Genomic DNA, 18,377 nt, shown 5'->3' with positions numbered 1-18,377 from the left:
AATTTGGCCCGATCTCTTCTTCCCCTAATTCAACCGCACTTCGACCGGATCGGAATTGATTCGGCTGCCGACCGCCCGGATCACGAACTCGTAGGTTTCCGATGCCTTGATGTTTCCGACCGAAAAGCTGTAGTCGGTTTTGCCCGCTTCGGCTTTCACGTACGCGTTCCAATACGGTTTGATTTTGCCGTTTTTCTCGTAAATGCGGAAACCTCGAACGGGCTCGCTGCTCGAAGACGGCGCTTTCCATGATAGGACGGCTTTGCCGCCGCTGTATTGCACCGCCGCGTTTTGTACCTTGGCCGGCTTCGTATCCGTCCGCTTGATGCCGTATTGATCGTACAGCTTCACGCCGTTGTCGCCCGGCTTTTCGTCTTTTTTGGCCGCGGTGTAAGCTTTCATTTTCAGCACGTCGCCGGAAACGGACACGTCCGTGAACATCTTTTTGTTCGGCTGGGCGTCGATCGCCGCGAAATAATCGTTATACCCCGGATATTTCGAATAGAACTTATCCCCGAGCGCGTTGGACATCAGGTACACCGTCCCTTTCGGGTTGACGGCATTGCCCTCTGCATCGTACGTGATTTGGCTGGTCGGGACCACCTTGTCATCAAGCATTTGGTACGATCTCATGTACATATGGTCATGCGCTTCGAACACCATGTCGATGCCCATTTCGTCAAAGGCGGGAACAAGCACCTTTTTATAAAACTGGACCCGGTCGTCCTCCCACTCCCCGGCATTGTCGCCCGCAGAATACGGCCCTTTGTGGAAGGCGACGAATTTCCATTTGGCGTCGCTTTTGGCGACGACGTATTTCATCCATTCGACCTGATCGGCAAACTGCGGATCCTGCTCCTTGATGTCTTTGCCGTTGCTCGCAAGCTCCCCGGCATATTGGGAGTTGAACACCAGGAACAGCGCGTCGCCGTACTCAAAGGAGTACACCGAACCGTCATGCGTATTTGCGACCACCTGCTTCGGCAGATTGAAGTGATGATAGAAGTTCGAGTTCGGCGTCGTCTCGTCGCCGTCGTAATCCTGCACCTCGTGGCCGCCAAGCACCGGAACGATCGGCACGTTCAGCAGCTGGTCCTGCGCAACCCCCAGCATCCACTGCCACTGCTCCTCGAGGTCGCCGTTATCGACCAAATCTCCCGCATTGATGAGGAATTTCGGGTTGCCGATCGTTTGCACGGCTTTCTTGAACGTATCCGCCCACGGCTCGAAATCCGTTTTGCTGGAAGCCTGCGAATCGGAACCGACGATGAAGTGGAACGGCTGGGCTCCCGCCGCGTCCGTCGTAAAGCTGCCCACCGCGCTCCAGCTGTCCGCTGCGCCGCTGCCGACGCGGTATTTGTACGCCGTTCCCGGCACCAGCCCGGCCGCCGTCGCTTTATGGCTGTAAAATTTCTTTTTCTTGTTCGCGGTCCGGTCCGCTTTGGTGACATAGGTTTGAACTTCCTCGGTCGTCCCTTGGAACGTCAACGCCTCCTGTTCCGGGAAGGCGCCTCCCGCAGCCTTTGAAGCCTCGACAACCTGCACGACGGACGGCGTCGTCACATCGGTATACCAGGCAAAGGAACGGCTGGTTTTGGCGTCCCCGGTCAAAGTCATGTTGATCAGCTTCGGCACGACCGCCGTGCCTTGCGTATTTTGGATCGTAAAGCTCCACGACAGATCCTGGGACAACGGAACCTGGTCATCCCTGCCCCTTACCAATTCCTTCGGCACTTTGACCGTATAGGTTTGACCGTAAGCAAAGGCCGGGTGTTTAATGTTCAACGTATTGCCGTTGACGACCTCCGCGGTTACGGATCCGAGCGGGTTATTGTTTTTGTCCGTGATGCTGACGCCAGAACCCGCGTTCAAGGAAATCGCCTTGTTGAACGTGACCGTTACCGGAGCGGATGGAAGCACGCTGCTTTCGCCCGGTTTCGGCGATTGGCTCAGGACGGTCGTCGGCGTTTCTCCCGGTCCGTTTCCTTGCGTTTTTCCCGTCACGCGAATGTCCTTGATCAGGCTGGAGCCCGTGCTGCCGATGCCTTGGCTGCCTTTGGTGTTCGTATTCGAGCTGACGACCCAGCGGATATACAGCAGGTCCCGGTCATTGGCTGCTGCCGGCAGGGCGGCCTCCTTCAGCTTGCAAGCGTCATTGGCGCAGTTGAAGCTGGACAGCGACATTTTCAGCGCCGTGCCGGGCACATCCGTCCAGTTCTGGTTGTCGCTGCTGATCTGCACCTTAAAATCGCGCGGCCCCGTCCCCGACGAGGTTTGCTGCGAGGACACCGCGATTTGCTCGTAGCCTTTGGTGGAAAGGGTGGCGAGCCAGTATTTTTTGCCGCTGCCGTTATCCCACCCCTGATAGCTGATCGAATGCTGGCCGGCGTCGTAATCCTCGAAATAACCGCCGACGTTGCGGAAGCTCGAAGAGCCCTGATTTACGCCGCCCGTTGCCGGGAACACGCCTCCGGTCCCGGAATTCGCAAACGTCCACTCGGCCAGCACGGCCTGCTCCTGCGGCGGAGTTGCGCCCAACGTTTTCACGTTTACCGCAGCGCTCGGGCCCGATTCGTTCCCTGCCGCATCGAAGGCCGTCACGGTGTACTTGTATGCCGTGTTTGCCGCAAGCCCGGAATCGGTATAGGATACGCCGTTCGTGCTGCCTGCTTTGGTGCCGTCCCGATAAACGTTGTAGCCCGTGACGGCGACGTTGTCCGTCGATGCGGACCAGGTCAGTTTCACGCTGCCGGACGTCACTTCGCCGGCCGCCAAGCTTCCCGGAACGCCGGGAGCTTCCTGGTCGGAACCGGGAGTCGTTTCTTTCGGTTCTCCTGTCACCGTAATCGAGATCAACTGGCTCGAACCCCGGTCCCCGATGGTCGAGCCGCTCGTGCTGGTATCCGTGACGACGACCCAGCGGATATACAGCTGCGCCTGGTCATAGGCCGCCGGCGGCAGCGGGATCTCGTTCAATACGGAAGGCGTATCCGGACTCAGGACCAGATCGGGCACATTCGTTCCGCTTCCCGTTATATTCGTCCAGTTTTCCCGGTCCGTGCTGAACTGCACCCTGAAATCGCGCGGGCCGGTCGTCCCTCTCCCTTGCTGCACGGAAGAAATCGCAATATTGTGATAACCCTTGGTCGACAGGGAAGCAAGCCAATATTTTTCCTTCCCTGCTTCCGGATGCCATCCCTGATAACGGATGGCTTTGAGATCATTGTCCCAATCGTAATACAGCCTTGGCGGGACAGGCTGAAGATTCGAGGCTTGTTGGTGCACCCCGCCCGTTGCCGGGAACACGCCCAAATCCGTCGGATTGGAGGCGAATTTCCATTCCGCCAGCGGAACCGGAGCCGCTTTGCCGTCGGCATGCGATGTTCCCTGTATCGGCAATGCCAGCACGAACACGGCTAACAGCAGTGATAAAACCTTTTGACACCTTTTCCACGAAAATAACGTACCCATGCGCATCCCCTTTCCCTATCCACCTCAAAAATTAAATCGCTTTAACTTTTGAACGTCATCCTAGCGGGAGACAGCCGGCCGGCCATTCCCTGATAAATATACGGTTAGGGCAATGCAATCAGAACTCCAAAATGGAATGCGGAGAAAGCGGCCGGTTATCCGCGCCATGTTTTTGCCTTCCGCCGCCGATCTGTACCGGTACAGATCCGAATTAATTGTATTGTAGCAGAGGGGCCGAACGCTTAGAATAAAAAACGTCGACGTCCGGAGGAATAAGACGCCCGCTTTTCTTGCGGATATTCCTACCGCCGCGCGTTATACTCAGGGGGTTGCTTACATGAACATGACTCAACAACAAAAAGCCGTTTTGGCGGTGATCATCAACGCCGTCATCGTTGGTTTTTCGCCCATATTCGTCAAACATTCGCTTGGTTTTGCCGATCCGCTCGACGGGCTGGCCCATCGCTTCACGATTTCGTTCGTCGCCGCCTCCTTGTTGGCCTTTCCTGGCTGGGCCCGATTGAAGGCGATGAAAAAAACGTTCCTTACCGTCGTTCCGCTGGCGCTGCTTAATCCGTCGCTGTTTTTCGCCCTGCAGGCTTTCGGGTTGCAGCATGCTTCGTCGGCGGTGGCCGGCATCGTGCAGGCGACGGTTCCGATATTCACGATGATCCTGGCCGCGATTTTCCTCAAGGAACGCACCGGATCGGTTGAGCGGCTCTGCACGCTGCTGTCGGTAGCCGGCGTCATTCTCGTTTTTGCGGTGCCCGGCGTCGGCTCTTCTTCCGCCAGCCTGCTCGGCGTCACGCTCATCCTGCTGTCGGCGTTGTCCCAGGCCGGATATACGACGCTGGCGCGCAAACTGACGCGGACGATGCGCCCGAAAGACCTGACCTACATGATGATCCTTTTCGGTTTTGTCGTGTTTAACGCGATCGCCATGATCAAACATGGCGTCGAAGGAACGGTCTCGTCCTATTTCGTGCCGCTAAAGGAAACCGGGTTTATCGTCGACATGGTTTATTTGGGCGTGTTGTCCTTCCTTGTCACGTCCTTTCTGTCCAACTACGCGCTGTCGGTTCTCGAAGCCTCCACCGTCAGCGTGTTTGCGGGCTTGTCGACCGTCGTCACCATCGCCGGCGGGGTGCTGCTGCTGAACGAGCAGCTCGGCTGGTACCACTGGGTAGGAGCGGCCATGATCGTCGCCGGGGTGACGGGCGTCAATCTGGCGAAAAAAAGAAAGCGCACGAATGGCAAAATGAAAGAGCATGCGGAGGCATGCTGAAAACCGCTTTGGCCCTGGTCGACAGACCCGGGCCCTTTTTTTGCGACAAAACGTATATAACCTACGATTCTCCCCCCTATCCCCCATGATCTTACGCCAAGATTGAATGTCAATTCCGAATCTGCAGCATCAAGATCATGTTGTGTAAAACCAATGTAAAATCATAGGAAAAAATATCTAAATTTTGTATAGATATTCTATTAAACCGGTGGTAGAATCTTCTTAATATTTTTCCGACTATTTCAAGGGGGTTTTATTTTTGTATTGATAGAAAGGAGGATCATTTAAGAGATTTGGACAACCATCCCCCTTAAGTAGCGAGAGAATAGCATGCTTGATTTTATATCCATGGAGGGATTTGTTTGAAGAAAGGCTTATTTTCCCGAAAGCTTCCGATCATCACCCTGGTTCTCGGAATGACCGTTGGCGCCGTTCCCGGAGTCTCCCTTGCCTCATCCTCTTCAAGCTTCAAGATTTCGAATCAAGAGCTACAATCCGTCCTTGAGTCGTCGCAACCTGCCTACGTCTCGCCGCAAATCAATACCCATTCTTCCAAAAAAGTCCGGGTTATCGTGCAGCTTAACGGTCAACCGGCTGCCGTCGGCAAATATGCGACCAGACAAGGCATCAGTTCTCTCGCAAAATCCGCATCCGAAGCGGCCGTACAGAGCCAGCAGGACCAATTTTTGGACGAAGTCTCCGATCAAGGCATCGACATGGAAATCAATTATCAATACGATACGGTCCTGAACGGATTCGAGGTCAGCGTGCCGGCCAACGAAATTCCCGAGCTGGCGAAAATTCCCGGCGTAAAATCCATTCAGGAAAACAGCATCTGGTATCCGATTCCGATTGAAGAATCGTCGGCCAATAGCGACGTCCGCTACGACATCAACCCGTTGAAACAAATCGGCGCCACGGAAGCGTGGGCGGAAGGCTATACCGGCAAAGGGCTGAAGATCGGCGTGATCGATACCGGCGTGGACTATACCCACCCTGATATTGCGCCGGTGTACAAAGGCGGATACGACTCCTTCTATCAGGATGACGACCCTTACGAAGAGGTTCCGCTTACCGTCGACGAAGACGTTCAGTACCATACCGGTTATGCGGGAACCTATCACGGGACGCACGTAGCCGGAACCATTATCGGGCAATACGCAAACCAAACAAGCGACGTCGCCCAAAAAGGGGTCGCATACGGTGCAGAGCTGTACGCCTATAAGGTGCTCGGACGAAACCTCGACGATCCAAGCAAATCTTCAGGAAGCTCCGCTCAGGTCATCGACGGCATTGAACGCGCCGTAAAAGACGGCATGGACGTCATCAACCTGTCGCTCGGTTCCGATTCCGAGAAAGACGTCAACTCGCCGGACGCCATCGCCATCAACAATGCCGTTCTGTCCGGCGTCGTTGCGGTTATCGCCAACGGCAACGCCGGCCCAGGCTACTTCACGATGGGCTCGCCCGCCACTTCGCAGCTTGGCATCGCCGTTGGCGCCGTCACGAGCGAAAGTAAGCATTACGAAGGAAAAGCGACGCCGAGCCTTGCCGATTCCGTAACAAGCGTTACCTATTCAACCTACGGCGATCTTCAGATGATGGGCTGGGAAACCGCTCATGAAAACTTCGCCGATATTATTGGCCCGGACGCCCAGGATGTCGTCTACGTTGGTCTCGGCGATGAAAACGATTATGTCGGACTCGATGTCACGAACAAAGTCGTCCTCGCTTCAAGAGGGAGTCTCGCCTTCGTTGATAAAATCACGAACGCCAAAAAACACGGCGCAAAAGCCATCGTTATATTTAACGGCATTAACAAAGGAACTGCCGCCGATTTAAGTGAAAGCATTCCGGGACGGGACGGCTTTGCCGACGTATCCGTCGGGGACAGCTTTGACTTTATCCCGGCGTTCGACATGAAAGGATCCGAAGGCCGTGCCCTGGCAAGAGCTTTGCAAGAGAATCCGGGCTTCAAGCTTCAATTTGAGTTCGATCCGGACTTCCCGGTCGAAACCATTCCGGGCGACGAGCTAGCCGACTTCACCTCCTGGGGCCCGAATGCGGACAGCAAGCTGAGCATTAAACCGGACGTTACAGCACCCGGGGTGAATATCCTGTCCACCTGGCCGGCTTACGGCAAAGGAAAACCGGATGTTTCCTACGACAAAGCCTATAACCGTATCAGCGGCACCAGCATGGCGACGCCGCATGTAGCGGGTTTGGCCCTGCTGATCAAGGAAGCCCATCCATCCTGGAATCCGTTCGATATTCGCGCCGCATTGGCGAACACCGCCGATATTTTGCCTGATTATGACGTATATCAGCAAGGCGCAGGACGGGTGAACGTCATCAACGCGATTCATACGAACGCCCTGCTTCAAGCGGTAGAGCCGATCACGATTCTCGACAAAAACTATAATCCTAAAAACATTATTAACTACAACTCTTCGGCGAGCTTTGGCGTCGTCGCTCCGGGTTCGCCGGATCAGGTGAAAAGCCTGCAGCTGAAAAACACGGGCGGTCAGGCATTGACTTATGCAGCTTCCGTAGAGCTGAATGACAAGAATGCCGGCATCACGGCTACCCTTGACCGCAACGAGGTAAGTGCTGCCGCGAACAGCACCACGCCGTTCCAGTTAACCTTGAACGTCGGTTCGTCTACGGCGCCAAACCATTATTATGAAGGACGGATCGTGCTTTCCAGTCCGGGGCAACCCGAGCTGCATTTACCGTTCGTGGTTTATGTCGGCTCCGAGCAACCGGCGAATACCTTCGGGGTGCAAGAGCTGAATGTGACGAACTCGATCATTTATCCGAACCGTCCGTCGCAAGCTTCAACGGATTTGTCCTTCCGTTTGACCGCCGAGGACGCAAACTATTATGAAATCGACATCGTCAATCTGGATGACGAAACCATCGGGTTCCTGGATATTCAATCCACCGATGACGCCAATGCATTTTTCAAACCGCAAACCTACACGTTAAAAAATATTACGAACGCCTACCATCCTTACGATGCAAACGGCAGTCCCGTGCTTGACAAAAACAATGAACCTGTCACGGCATACCTGAAAGACGGAATTTATAAAATCAATGTCATTGCAGCAAAATTGACCGCTTCCGGCGGAGTCGCCACTAGACCTGACGGTTCGAATGTCATTTATTCCGGCGTCACGTCCTTCCGCGTGGACAGCTCCGTTGAGAACAATAATGGCGGCGGATCTGGCGGCGGATCCGGCGGCGGATCGTCAAGTTCGCCATCTGCGCCTTCCGCACCTTCGACATCTCAGCCGACCGTCAGCGGTTCGGTGAATGCCGTCGTTGAACAAGGCCAAAAGCAAGTGAACGTGGCTCCTATAACCAAATCGGAAAACGGCGTGACAACGGCTACGGTAACCGACAACGACCTGAAATCCGCCATTGCTTCCGCAGCGAACAGCGCATCCGCGATTATCCTTAACGTGTCCGGCTCCAATGCCGTGGTTGCTTTCACCGCGGACCAAGTGAAGCAACTAAGCGCTCTTTCTTCCGACAGCACCGTTGTCGTGAATGCATCCGGATCGGCCGTCTCGATCCCGGTATCCGTACTGAGCAAAGCTCCAGCAGGTTCCGGATTCGATTTGTCCATCAAACCAACGGATGATCAAAAGTCCAAATTCGAAGCGACGATCCCGGGTGCCAAAGTGATCGGCTCTCCTGTTTCATTCGATGCTTTCTGGGTGGCGGGAACCGTTCGCGTTCCGGTGCAAGTGCCCGACCAAACATTTATTAAAAGGGCGTTTACCGTTCCGGGCAGCATAGAACCGAACACGGCCGGCGTATTGTTCGAGGAAGACGGAAAGATTACTCCGGTAGCATCCGTCTTCAAAGCCCAAAAAGACGGCTCGACGATCGTTACCGTCAGCCGCCCCGGATTTTCGACCTATGCGGCATTAAGCCGTACAGTGAAATTCAACGATATCGCGGCTTCGTTTGCGGCATCCGATATTACCGCGCTTGCGAATAAATTGATCATTGATGGCAAATCCGAAGGCATTTTTGCGCCGAAAAGCAATCTGACCCGCGCCGAGTTTACGGCCCTGCTCGTACGCTCGCTCGGTCTTCGGTCCAATGCCGCCTCCGGGTTCTCGGACGTCAAATCATCCGACTGGTATGCAAGCGATGTTGCTGCAGCTTATCAAGCCGGATTGATTCAAGGGATCGGCAATAACAAGTTTGCTCCGGGCGCCAACGTTACCCGCCAAGAAATGGCCGTCATCTTGGACAGAGCCTTGAAGCTGACCGGCGTGGAAGCGAAAGCATCGAACCCATCCTTTAACGCGTATGGAGATGATGCAAAAGTAGCCCCTTATGCCAAAGATGCCGTGAAGTCGCTTACCGCTGCAGGAATCGTTAGCGGCGAAGCGGGCAACTTCAATCCGAAGGCCGCCACGACGCGCGAAACAGTTGCTGCCGCACTGCATCAGCTGTTGATTAAGACCAACCTGATCGATTAAGAAATACGTCTCATATAACAACACCCCCATGTCGGGGCCTCTGCAGTCGCAAAACTGCCCGGCCCTGACTATGGGGGTGTTTTTTCCTGTCAATTGCCGCTCCAATCGCTCCGCAGCGTAAACAGCTCCTTAAGCGCTTCGGTCGACAGCTCGGTGATCCAGCTTTCCGTGCTGGAGATGACGTTGTCGCTAAGCTGCTGCTTGCTTTCGAGCATTTCGTCGATGCGTTCCTCGAGCGTCCCGATGGAGATAAACTTGTGCACCTGCACGTCTTTCGTTTGCCCCATCCGGTAGGCGCGGTCGGTGGCCTGATTCTCCACGGCGGGATTCCACCAGCGGTCGAAGTGAAACACATGATTGGCCGCGGTCAGGTTCAGACCGACGCCCCCTGCCTTGATGGACAATATGAACACGTTCGGCTGCGCTTCGGACGGCAGCGTGCGGGACTGGAATTGCTCGATCATCCGGTCGCGGGCGGTTTTCGAGGTGCCGCCGTGCAAATACAGCACCGGCTCCTGCAGCTCTTGGCCCAGAACGCGCTGCAGCATCTCGCCCATGCCGATATATTGGGTGAAGATCAGGCAGCGTTCCCCGTCTTCGCGCAGTTCCTTCACCATTTCCAGCAGCCGTTCGAGTTTCGCCGAACGGCCGATCAGCGTTGGCGTATCGATTTCGTCGCCGTCCTCGTCGGCATTTTTCCAGGATTCCCCCGTCAGCAGCACCGGATGATCGCATATCTGTTTCAGTTGGGTAAGCGCCGAAAGAATCGCTCCTTTCCGGGCCATGCCTTCAAGCTTCTGCACCCGGTTCATCAGGTCGTTGACGGTCTGGTCGTACAGGGCCCCCTGCTCGGCGGTCAGATGAATATAGGTTTTCATCTCGTTTTTGTCCGGCAGGGCAAGCTGGATGGCCGGGTCCTTCTTTTTGCGCCGCAGCATAAACGGCTTGACCAGCTTCTGCAATTGGGCCGTCCGCTGCTCGTCCCGCTCCTTTTCGATCGGCTGGATGAACCGGACGTTAAAAGCCTTCAGGCTGCCCAAATATCCCGGATTCATGAAATCGTAAAGCGACCAAAGCTCGGATAGGCGGTTTTCGATCGGCGTCCCCGTAAGCGCGATCCGATGCCGGGCAGGAAAACTGCGGACGGCGGCGGATTGTTTGGTCTGGGCGTTTTTGATGTTCTGGGCCTCGTCGAGGCAAAGCGACTCCCACGTCATTTCCTGGAGCAGCTCCTGATCGAGCGTCGCCGTCGCATAAGAGGTCAGAACGACGTCCGCCTGCCGGACGGCCTCGCGAAAGCCCCGCTCGTCGGCACGCCGGCTTCCATAATGCAGCATCACCTTCAAGGAAGGGGCAAATCGGCCGATTTCCTTTTGCCAATTCCCCAAGACCGACGTCGGACAGATCAGCAGCGACGGATTTCTGCCGCCCGGATCCGCGGCGGTCTCCTGCAAATGGAGCAAATACGTAATGAACTGCACCGTTTTTCCGAGACCCATGTCATCCGCAAGGCAAGCGCCCAGACCGAATTTCCGCAAAAACGCGAGCCAGGAATACCCGTCGTACTGATAGGAACGCAGCTCGGCTTTCAGCCCCTCGGGAATAGGGGGCTTCGGCCATCCGGACTGCTGCCCGAGCTGGCCGAACAGCCGCTCGAGATGGTCGTTCAGCTCGACCTCCAGCTCCACGCGGGACAAAGCTTCCTCTTCCGGTTCGCCTGTCTCCCCGTCGGTTTTCCGATTCTCGTCCCTTCTTTGCAGATGCAGCTGAAGCACGTCCTGCAAAGACATGCCTTGCCTGCGATCGATCCCCTGCATCATTTGACCGATCTGCTTGACCAAGACAGGATCCAGCATGATCCATTCTCCCCGGAACCGGACGAGCCGTTCGTTGCGTTCGACCAGCTCCTGAAACTCGCCTTCCGTCAGCTGGGTTTCGCCGATCGCGATCCGCCAGTCGAATTGAATGATCGAACCCAGGCCAAACAACGAGCTGCCTCCTTGGGCAGCCTCCTCTCCTTCGCCCGAACGGACTTTGGCGCGGAGCTTCGGTTTGCGGCGGCTGGCGGCCTCCCACCAGGCGGGCAGCAGCACCTGCCATCCGGCTTCGAGGAGGCGACGGCTGTCGACCGTCAAAAACCGCCAGGCCGCCGCATCGTTGAGCGGGCTAGCGAACAGGTCGCCCTGCGCGCCTTGCGCCAATCCGGGCAGAACGGCCCGCAAGTTCTGCGCCCAACCTGCGGCACGGTCCCGGACATGGCCCGCCCATGCCGCCGGCCATTCGCCGGTTATGCCGCCGTCGGTACGAAGGCGAACCGGAACAAGCATGGACAGGTCCTGCTTGTCCTGCAGCACCAGCCGAAGGCGCCATGCGAGATGCTGCTCATCGGGCTCCAGCAATTGCAGCAGCGGCCGAAACGGCGACGTATCGGCCTTCCACCCGATGGAAACGAGCCACGTTTCCTCGTCGAGCCCCTCCATCGCGCCGCTCCGCGCAAACAGCATCGGGTACTCCCGCCGCAAATCGGCGGCGGCGGTCTCCGTCCCGAAATGCTGCTGAAACGCCGCGGCCGAAAACGCAGCCCGCAGTCCCTCGGCAAATTCCCCGCTGCTGCGGCCGATGTCCTGGCGGGCCGAGGCGCTCAAATAAGCCTCGTCCCACGTCCACCCGAGCCTTCCCGCCAAAACAGCGGCCAGGCTCGGGTGGAAGCGCCGCTCCCGCAGAAGCTTATAGAGCGGCGGTGCAAGCCGGAGCAAAAGCTCCGCTTGCTCATCCCATTCCCATGCGACATGCTCCAGCAGCTTCAATTCCCCGAAAAAAGGGATGACCTGCTCGGCGGGCAAAACCACCAGCTCTGCGTCCTTCACGTTGCGGAGTTCTAAATCCGTGCCATAGAAAGACGCTTCATGCCAGGCAAACAAACGCTGTTTCAATTGAAGCCCGGGCACGTACCGGCGGGCTGGGTTCGTCCCGAAAATCAGCGCATCCCCGTGCGCGCTCAAGCGAAGGTGCACCGTGATGGTTTCCGCGTACGTCAAATAAGAACTCATGATATCAGGTTTCCTTTCCGAAGCTCCTCCTGCAAGGCCCGCAGCCGCCCATGGCGGTCGACGAAGGCATCCAGGAACTGTTCCCACCGCTCTTCCCGCTTCATTTTTTTGTACAGCTTGCCGAGACGCTTGAGCAGCTTGACCGCGTCCTTGTAGCCCGACCGGTTTTTCAGCAAAATATAACGTTCGACCGCCTGATGGTAAAAAGGAAGCAGCAGTTCGGGCGCCTCCTTCTCCAGCGGTTGCAGGACGCTGACGCGGAGCTCCAGCGGTTCGGTTCCCGCGCTCAGCTGCATGTCCATCCACGGCTGCCACTTGCCGTAATCCAGCAGCGCTTCCTCGTACATCTCTTTGGATTGGGGAAGCATTCCGGCCAATGTCTGCCACATTCGTTCCTCCGATTCCGGAGCATGCCGAACGGCCATGCCCCAATAGCGCATGTAATCGGAAGCCTGCTCTTTCCGGTGGCCGCTAAGCAGCGGTCCGATCACTACAAGCCAATCCGACAGCCGCGTCCATTCCCCTGCTTCGGCGATTTCTCCCAAAAACGAAAATAAAAATCCGTGCGGGACGATAAAAGCTTTGCTTGCGCCATGCAGCCACGTCCATGCTTGCCGGTCCTCTCCCATAAGAAAATACACCCGGCTGTGCGCCAGCATCCAGGAAAGACGGGACAAACCGTCTCCCAAATCCTCTTCGGCGATTTTCAGCTTTTCGAGCTCTTCCCGGTACATCCGGTCGTCCCCGAGATGCGGCCGAAGCCACTTCAGCCACAGCCGGTCGTAGGCCTCGAATAAATACTGATGGCTTTTGGCTTCCGTCAGCATCTGTCTGCGCATATACGTCAGCGTTTTCGTCACCCGCGGCCACAGCTCCGGTTCCGTCGCAAGCGGGATGCCCCATTCAAAAATCTCCCGCATCGCCTTCAGCAAATCATCCGCAGCCACCTGCACGTGGTAGCCCAAGTGGCCGGCGGCCGGCAGCGATGAATGTGCTGGCTTCACCAGTTTGATGAGCATAAACAAATGCGCATGAAGATCGTACAGCTGCTCCATCCCGGGCGAAAGCGGCGGTTTCATCGACTCGATGGCGGCTATCGCGCTTCGGGCGTACCCGGCATTCGGGCTCCCGAATTCCAGCGGTGTAATGCATTGTTTGAACAAAACATGCCACTCGGCGATGCTGATTTCGGGAATTCGCAGCGCCCTTTCCTTGAGCGACGCGCTACCTCCGCGCGTTCCCGTCCGCGCCGGAGCTTCGCCCTCTTCCGGCAGCGCCACGTAAGGCTTCTGCAGCCTAAGCGTAGCATGGGCATTGACGATCGCATGGACGGAACGCCCTTGCCGGCTTGCGTAATCCAGAAGCACGGCGATGATATGCTTGCACCCGCTCCCCTCCGGACAAGAACAGCGGCTGGCGGATAAAGCCTCCGTTTGGACAACAACCTCCAAAGGTTCGCTGCCCCCGACAACGGCTGCGATTCCCCCGGCCCCTTCGGGACGGGTCTCGCGGACAAAACCCTGCTTATAATATTGAAAGCCCCGTTTGATCGTAACGTCGCTGAACTGCTCGCCGACGTCCGCAATGAGCTTCTGCCATTCCATATCGTTGATCATATGATTCGTATTCATTTGGACTATCGTCTCCTAGCGGAGTTTTAATAGATGTGCATCTACTCTATCATATCCGATTCCGCCTTAAAACCGTAAGCCTTCGCATGCCGCTCTCATAAAAAAGAGAACCCTTTGCACGCCTTGTGGACGGCAGGGTTCTCATACGGAAATGCAAATTCAAAAGTGCCGCGGCCTTTCTTGCTTCGAAATTCCAAGCGCCTCACGGATGGCTTGCGAATCTTCGAACGAGCCCAAACGTGCCGAGAGGCCAGAATCAGGGCCCGTTCCTTATATTACCGCGAATGCTTCAAAAACCATTCATAAAGTTCGGGATTGTCGTAGGTTTTTGTCCATGAATCATGGTTGGCTTCCGGATACACGGTCAGTTTCGGGCTGCCGCCGGCATTTTGAACCGCCTGGACCATGTTCTCCGATTCCGATAACGGCACCACGTCGTCTTTCGCCCCGTGGAAAGCCCAAATCGGCATGTCCGTCAGCCGGAACGCATCCATCCAGCTGCCGCCGCCGCAAATCGGAGCGGCTGCCGCAAACCGTTCCGGAAGATCCGCGGACAGCAGCCAAGTGCCGTAACCGCCCATGCTTAACCCCGTTAAATATACGCGGGAGGCATCCGTGTTGTAAGCAGCCATCACTTCGTCCAGCGCGGCGATGACGGCATCCTTTTCCCGCGCCCAATCGGAATTTTCCGGGCATTGGGGGGAGATGGCGATAAACGGAAAGGACGGATCCTGTTCCGCAATGTGAGGAATGCCGTGGACTTTGACCTTCTCGATGTCGCTGCCGCGTTCTCCGGCGCCATGAAGAAACAGGATGACGGGCCACTTTCGGTCCGCGTTCGGATCATACTCTTGCGGTACATGCAGCAAATAGTTCAAGGTGACCTTCTTTGTGATTTCTTTTTCCATGTTGCAGGCTTGTTGGCTCACTTTGGTTCCCCGCTTTCAATGCCAAAATTCGGACCCCTTGTCGGGTCCGGGCAAACTCAAATCTGTCTCTTCTAAATAATGATACGCCAATCTCCGGCCGATCTCCTGCTTTTACCGTCTTATGGCGGAAACGTCAAATGTTACGCTTCGGCCGCAGCCGCCGCTGAACTCGAACAGCAAAAAGGACCCTCCCGAAAGAGGACCCTTTTCCCATCGTTATTTCAATTTAAATACGCGAACCTCTTTTTCCAGATCGTCCGCCATGCCCTGCAGCATCGCGGCCGAACCTGCGATTTCCTGCATCGAGGCCATCTGCTCCTCGGACGAAGCGGCCACGCTTTGCGAATGACCCGAGGCGTTTTTCCCGATCCGGGCCAGCTCTTCAAGCGATGCGGCCACCTGCTCGCTGCCCGCGGACATTTCCTGGGCGGAAGCGGACACCTCGTGCACCTGCTCGGTGACGTTCTGCAGGGAAACGACGATCCCGCCAAACGCCTCTCCTGCTTTTTGCACCGACTGCGAGCCCTGCTCGACCTGACCGATGCTCGCATTCATGGCCGCGGAAGCCCGGCTGATATACGCGCTAATCTCGCTCAACATGCCGGAAATCTGCTCGGAAGACGATCCCGACAGCTCGGCGAGCTTCCGGACTTCCTGGGCGACGACCGCAAAGCCCTTGCCGTGTTCGCCGACTCTGGCTGCCTCGATCGAGGCGTTCAGCGCAAGCAGATTCGTCTGGCCGGCAATGTTCGAAATGATGGAGACGATCTCTTCGATTTCAAGGGAGCGCTGTTCCAATTCCTTCAGAATGGTCATCGTGTCCGCCACGGACGTTTTAATGCTTTGCATCTCGTCAACCGACTGCCGCACGACATGGTTGCCTGCCTCGGCGTTTTGCGCGACCTCCTGGGCATGCTCGGACAGGCGCGAGGAGTATTCCGCAATGCGCTGAATGCCGACCGCCATCTCTTCCATCGCAATCTGGCTTTCGAGCGCGGACTGCATTTGCGTTTCGGAGCCCTGGGCAACCTCTTGAATCGCGCGGGTGATTTCCTCCGTCGCTTTGGAGGTCTGTTCCGCGCTTGCGGACAGCGCTTTGGACGACTGCGTGACCTTTTCGGACGTCTGCTGCACGTTTTCGATCAAATGGCGGATATTGCCGATCATCGTATTGAAATTGGCCGCCAGCACGCCGACTTCGTCTTTGCTCTTAACGTTGGCCACGACGGTTAAGTCGCCTTCCGCCGCCTGAATGCTGAGCTTGGACAGCTGGGAGATCGGGCGCAGTATTGCCCTAACCATAAAGATCACGATTACGATGAACACAGCGGCAAGCGCCGTACCGATTACCGTCGTTTGGATCGTCCGGTCGCGCTCCATTTTCGCAATCACGTCATAATCGAAGTCGACGCCGAAGACGGCGACTCTCTTCCCGCTGGCATCTTTAATTTCGCTGATGATGCTGACCCATTCGCCCAACTCGTCCGTATAAACGTCCGAAATCGCAAAGCCTTTTTTGTTCATTTCATCCAGGGTCTCTTTGAATTCCCCTTTGGCTTCATAGACGCTACCGGGCCGGAGTCCCTTTTGATACATTTCGCTGTTGCCCAGAATAAGCGTCATTTTGCCGGTGTCTCCCGCTGCTTCCACGTCCGGCATATAAATGTAGCTGTTCGTCACTTTTTCGTTGTTTTTCATGCTGTCCAGCTGCTTCTGCATCAGCAGGATGTGCTCGTCCTTCATCAACTCGTCGGAACCGAGAAGCGTTTTGGCTTTTTCAATGTACGGAATTTCCTCGGCGATCACGTTTTTCAACGTCCACTGAATATTGTTCAGGCCGGTCATTTGCTCGTCGCGGAGTCGAAAATTGTTTAATGTCGAAAGAATGCTTTCCATAAGAAAAAATAGTACCGACAGGACAATGATCGATTTGAACACGAGACTGCTTCTTCTTTTCATGTACACAACCCCACCTAATGTTTGAAGTTTCATTGCCGTCTTTCAGGGCGCGCCATTCTGTTCTCGATCGTCTCTACACAAAATTGCGTCGTCTGAGCAACCAGCACTGTGATGATTGTTATATCGTCATTTTGGTGGGCATATATGAAGGGCAATTTTTCCCAAATGGGCAAAAAGATCTAATTTTTTTTATTTATTTTCCTCTGCTGCGAAAACGGAAGGTCTTAACGCTGCCGTAATGCGGCAAAATCTCGTCCGTTTCGACAAAATTGCCAGAAGTGTACTTTCCCAGCGCCTTTCTCCAAAAATGCTGGGTATGAAGATTGCATTCCCCCTCCGTCGTAAACAGCATCCATTGACCGGCAAAACGGTCGAACATGGCTGCCGCCGCCCGTTCTCCCACTCCCTGATTGCGAAACGGCCTCAGGATAAAAAATTCATTGAGCATGAATTCGCTGTCGTCCACCAGATAGGGAGGCGTGGCGACGAGCCCGAACCCGGCCGGCAAGCCGTCCGCACGGATCAGAAACGGAAACAGGACGTGCTCCTTTTGCCACCAAATATCAAAAAGCGGCTGCTGCGACTGCAGCGTTCGGTATTCATCGGTATCTTCAAAAACGCCGAACGCATTCGGCAGCTCCTGCCGGATTTCGGCCAAATCATGCAAGTATAGCGGATATAGATTATAAATGATTCCTTTGTTTTCCGGAGCGCATAACTCCACGGTCACGTTCATCGCGGCCCCTCCTTTATGAAGCCCATTTTACGGGCGAAGGACGAAAAAAAATAGACCGAGAACACTGCAATTCGTTTTCGGCACAAAAAGACCCGCGGACAAGTCGGCGGGCCGTGACGTTACATTTTGGAATATACGATTTTTTTCACCGTGTCGTAGGCCAATCCGTATTCGGATGACAGCCGTTCAATGGATTCCCCTCCGGAGAACCGGGACTTCATTTCGGCGTTTCTCCTCCGCAAGGCTTCCCTGCTTCCGCTCCGTTCTCCCCACGCGGTGCGCGAATGTTTCAAGGTCGGGACGTACACCCAGCCGCCTTGGACATATTGCTGCAGTTCTTCCAGCAACCGTCGGGGAAAAACCGATTCGGCATTGATATATTTCACGTTGCCTCTGCTCCTTTTATATCCAAATTCGATATAAGCAGCAAAGTCCCTATGACCTACGGCTTCTAAGCCTAATGCAAAAAAATGGGCGGTTTTGAACCGATGACGCTCCGCTGCAAATCACCGCCGCCGTATCCTGCCATACGAACTTTGCGCGGAGCCTTCCCTGAAACTGTTCGCAAATGCCATGCTGTTTCCCTCCGGTTTCCCGATTTGATTTCAATATACTACATGATTCGAAAGGGAGCCAGTTTTTCAAACCGCCAAGCAGATGCCGCAGAACAGAAAAAACCGCCTCCATCGCTGGAAGCGGCCGTGAATACGGTGCATTCTTAACTCTTGTTCATTCGGGAGAAATCCGCTCAGAACCAAGGCTCTGGCGGAATGAATCCGTCCGCGCTTCCGCTGCAGCGCATGCATGTGCAGGGATT

General features: G+C 55.6%; 9 protein-coding genes. 2 read left to right on the top strand and 7 right to left on the bottom strand.

The window, feature by feature from the left end:
* Positions 1-24: 24 nt before the first annotated feature.
* Positions 25-3,471: a fibronectin type III domain-containing protein gene (locus AC27KL_RS25460; protein ID WP_487171549.1), complete on the bottom strand. Its 3,447-nt coding sequence runs from the start codon at positions 3,469-3,471 to the stop codon at positions 25-27.
* 343 nt (positions 3,472-3,814) lie between these two features.
* On the opposite strand from AC27KL_RS25460, the gene AC27KL_RS25455 reads away from it, so the two are divergent.
* Positions 3,815-4,756 (top strand): DMT family transporter, encoded by a 942-nt coding sequence (locus tag AC27KL_RS25455; RefSeq protein WP_487171589.1) that lies wholly within the window; start codon positions 3,815-3,817, stop codon positions 4,754-4,756.
* A 362-nt stretch (positions 4,757-5,118) separates the two neighbouring features.
* Positions 5,119-9,255, top strand: coding sequence for a S8 family serine peptidase (locus tag AC27KL_RS25450; protein ID WP_487171548.1), 4,137 nt, complete (start codon positions 5,119-5,121; stop codon positions 9,253-9,255).
* Between the two features lie 89 nt (positions 9,256-9,344).
* Here AC27KL_RS25450 and AC27KL_RS25445 read toward each other — a convergent pair whose 3' ends face one another.
* The 6 genes from AC27KL_RS25445 to AC27KL_RS25420 all read right to left on the bottom strand — a co-directional run bounded on the left by AC27KL_RS25445 (position 9,345) and on the right by AC27KL_RS25420 (position 17,946).
* The gene (locus tag AC27KL_RS25445) at positions 9,345-12,305 is read right to left on the bottom strand and encodes a DEAD/DEAH box helicase (RefSeq protein WP_487171547.1); all 2,961 of its coding nucleotides are present in this window, start codon (positions 12,303-12,305) and stop codon (positions 9,345-9,347) included.
* Positions 12,302-13,936 (bottom strand): SWIM zinc finger family protein, encoded by a 1,635-nt coding sequence (locus tag AC27KL_RS25440; protein ID WP_487171546.1) that lies wholly within the window; start codon positions 13,934-13,936, stop codon positions 12,302-12,304. The genes AC27KL_RS25445 and AC27KL_RS25440 overlap by 4 nt, the downstream gene beginning before the upstream one ends.
* Positions 13,937-14,211: 275 nt before the next feature.
* Complete coding sequence (locus AC27KL_RS25435) at positions 14,212-14,865, bottom strand: carboxylesterase family protein (RefSeq protein ID WP_487171545.1); 654 nt, start codon at positions 14,863-14,865, stop codon at positions 14,212-14,214.
* A 216-nt stretch (positions 14,866-15,081) separates the two neighbouring features.
* Positions 15,082-16,824 carry a methyl-accepting chemotaxis protein gene (locus tag AC27KL_RS25430; RefSeq protein ID WP_487171544.1) on the bottom strand — a complete coding sequence of 581 codons (1,743 nt, stop codon included), beginning with the start codon at positions 16,822-16,824 and terminating at the stop codon, positions 15,082-15,084.
* A 193-nt stretch (positions 16,825-17,017) separates the two neighbouring features.
* The gene (locus AC27KL_RS25425; protein ID WP_487171543.1) at positions 17,018-17,560 is read right to left on the bottom strand and encodes a GNAT family N-acetyltransferase; all 543 of its coding nucleotides are present in this window, start codon (positions 17,558-17,560) and stop codon (positions 17,018-17,020) included.
* A gap of 119 nt (positions 17,561-17,679) precedes the next feature.
* Positions 17,680-17,946: a CD3324 family protein gene (locus AC27KL_RS25420; RefSeq protein WP_339322419.1), complete on the bottom strand. Its 267-nt coding sequence runs from the start codon at positions 17,944-17,946 to the stop codon at positions 17,680-17,682.
* Between the last annotated feature and the right edge of the window lie 431 nt (positions 17,947-18,377).

It is taken from the genome of Paenibacillus sp. YAE3, assembly GCF_057546105.1.
Note: the sequence above shows the minus strand (reverse complement) of the source record. Positions and strands in the feature narration are given on the sequence as shown.

Excerpts from the sequence above, each read along its gene's own strand:
- AC27KL_RS25440 (WP_487171546.1), bottom strand. The coding sequence starts at position 13,936 with ATGAATACGAATCATATGATCAACGATATGGAATGGCAGAAGCTCATT.
- AC27KL_RS25445 (WP_487171547.1), bottom strand. The coding sequence starts at position 12,305 with ATGAGTTCTTATTTGACGTACGCGGAAACCATCACGGTGCACCTTCGC.
- AC27KL_RS25425 (WP_487171543.1), bottom strand. The coding sequence starts at position 17,560 with ATGAACGTGACCGTGGAGTTATGCGCTCCGGAAAACAAAGGAATCATT.
- AC27KL_RS25430 (WP_487171544.1), bottom strand. The coding sequence starts at position 16,824 with ATGAAAAGAAGAAGCAGTCTCGTGTTCAAATCGATCATTGTCCTGTCG.
- AC27KL_RS25455 (WP_487171589.1), top strand. The coding sequence starts at position 3,815 with ATGACTCAACAACAAAAAGCCGTTTTGGCGGTGATCATCAACGCCGTC.
- AC27KL_RS25460 (WP_487171549.1), bottom strand. The coding sequence starts at position 3,471 with ATGGGTACGTTATTTTCGTGGAAAAGGTGTCAAAAGGTTTTATCACTG.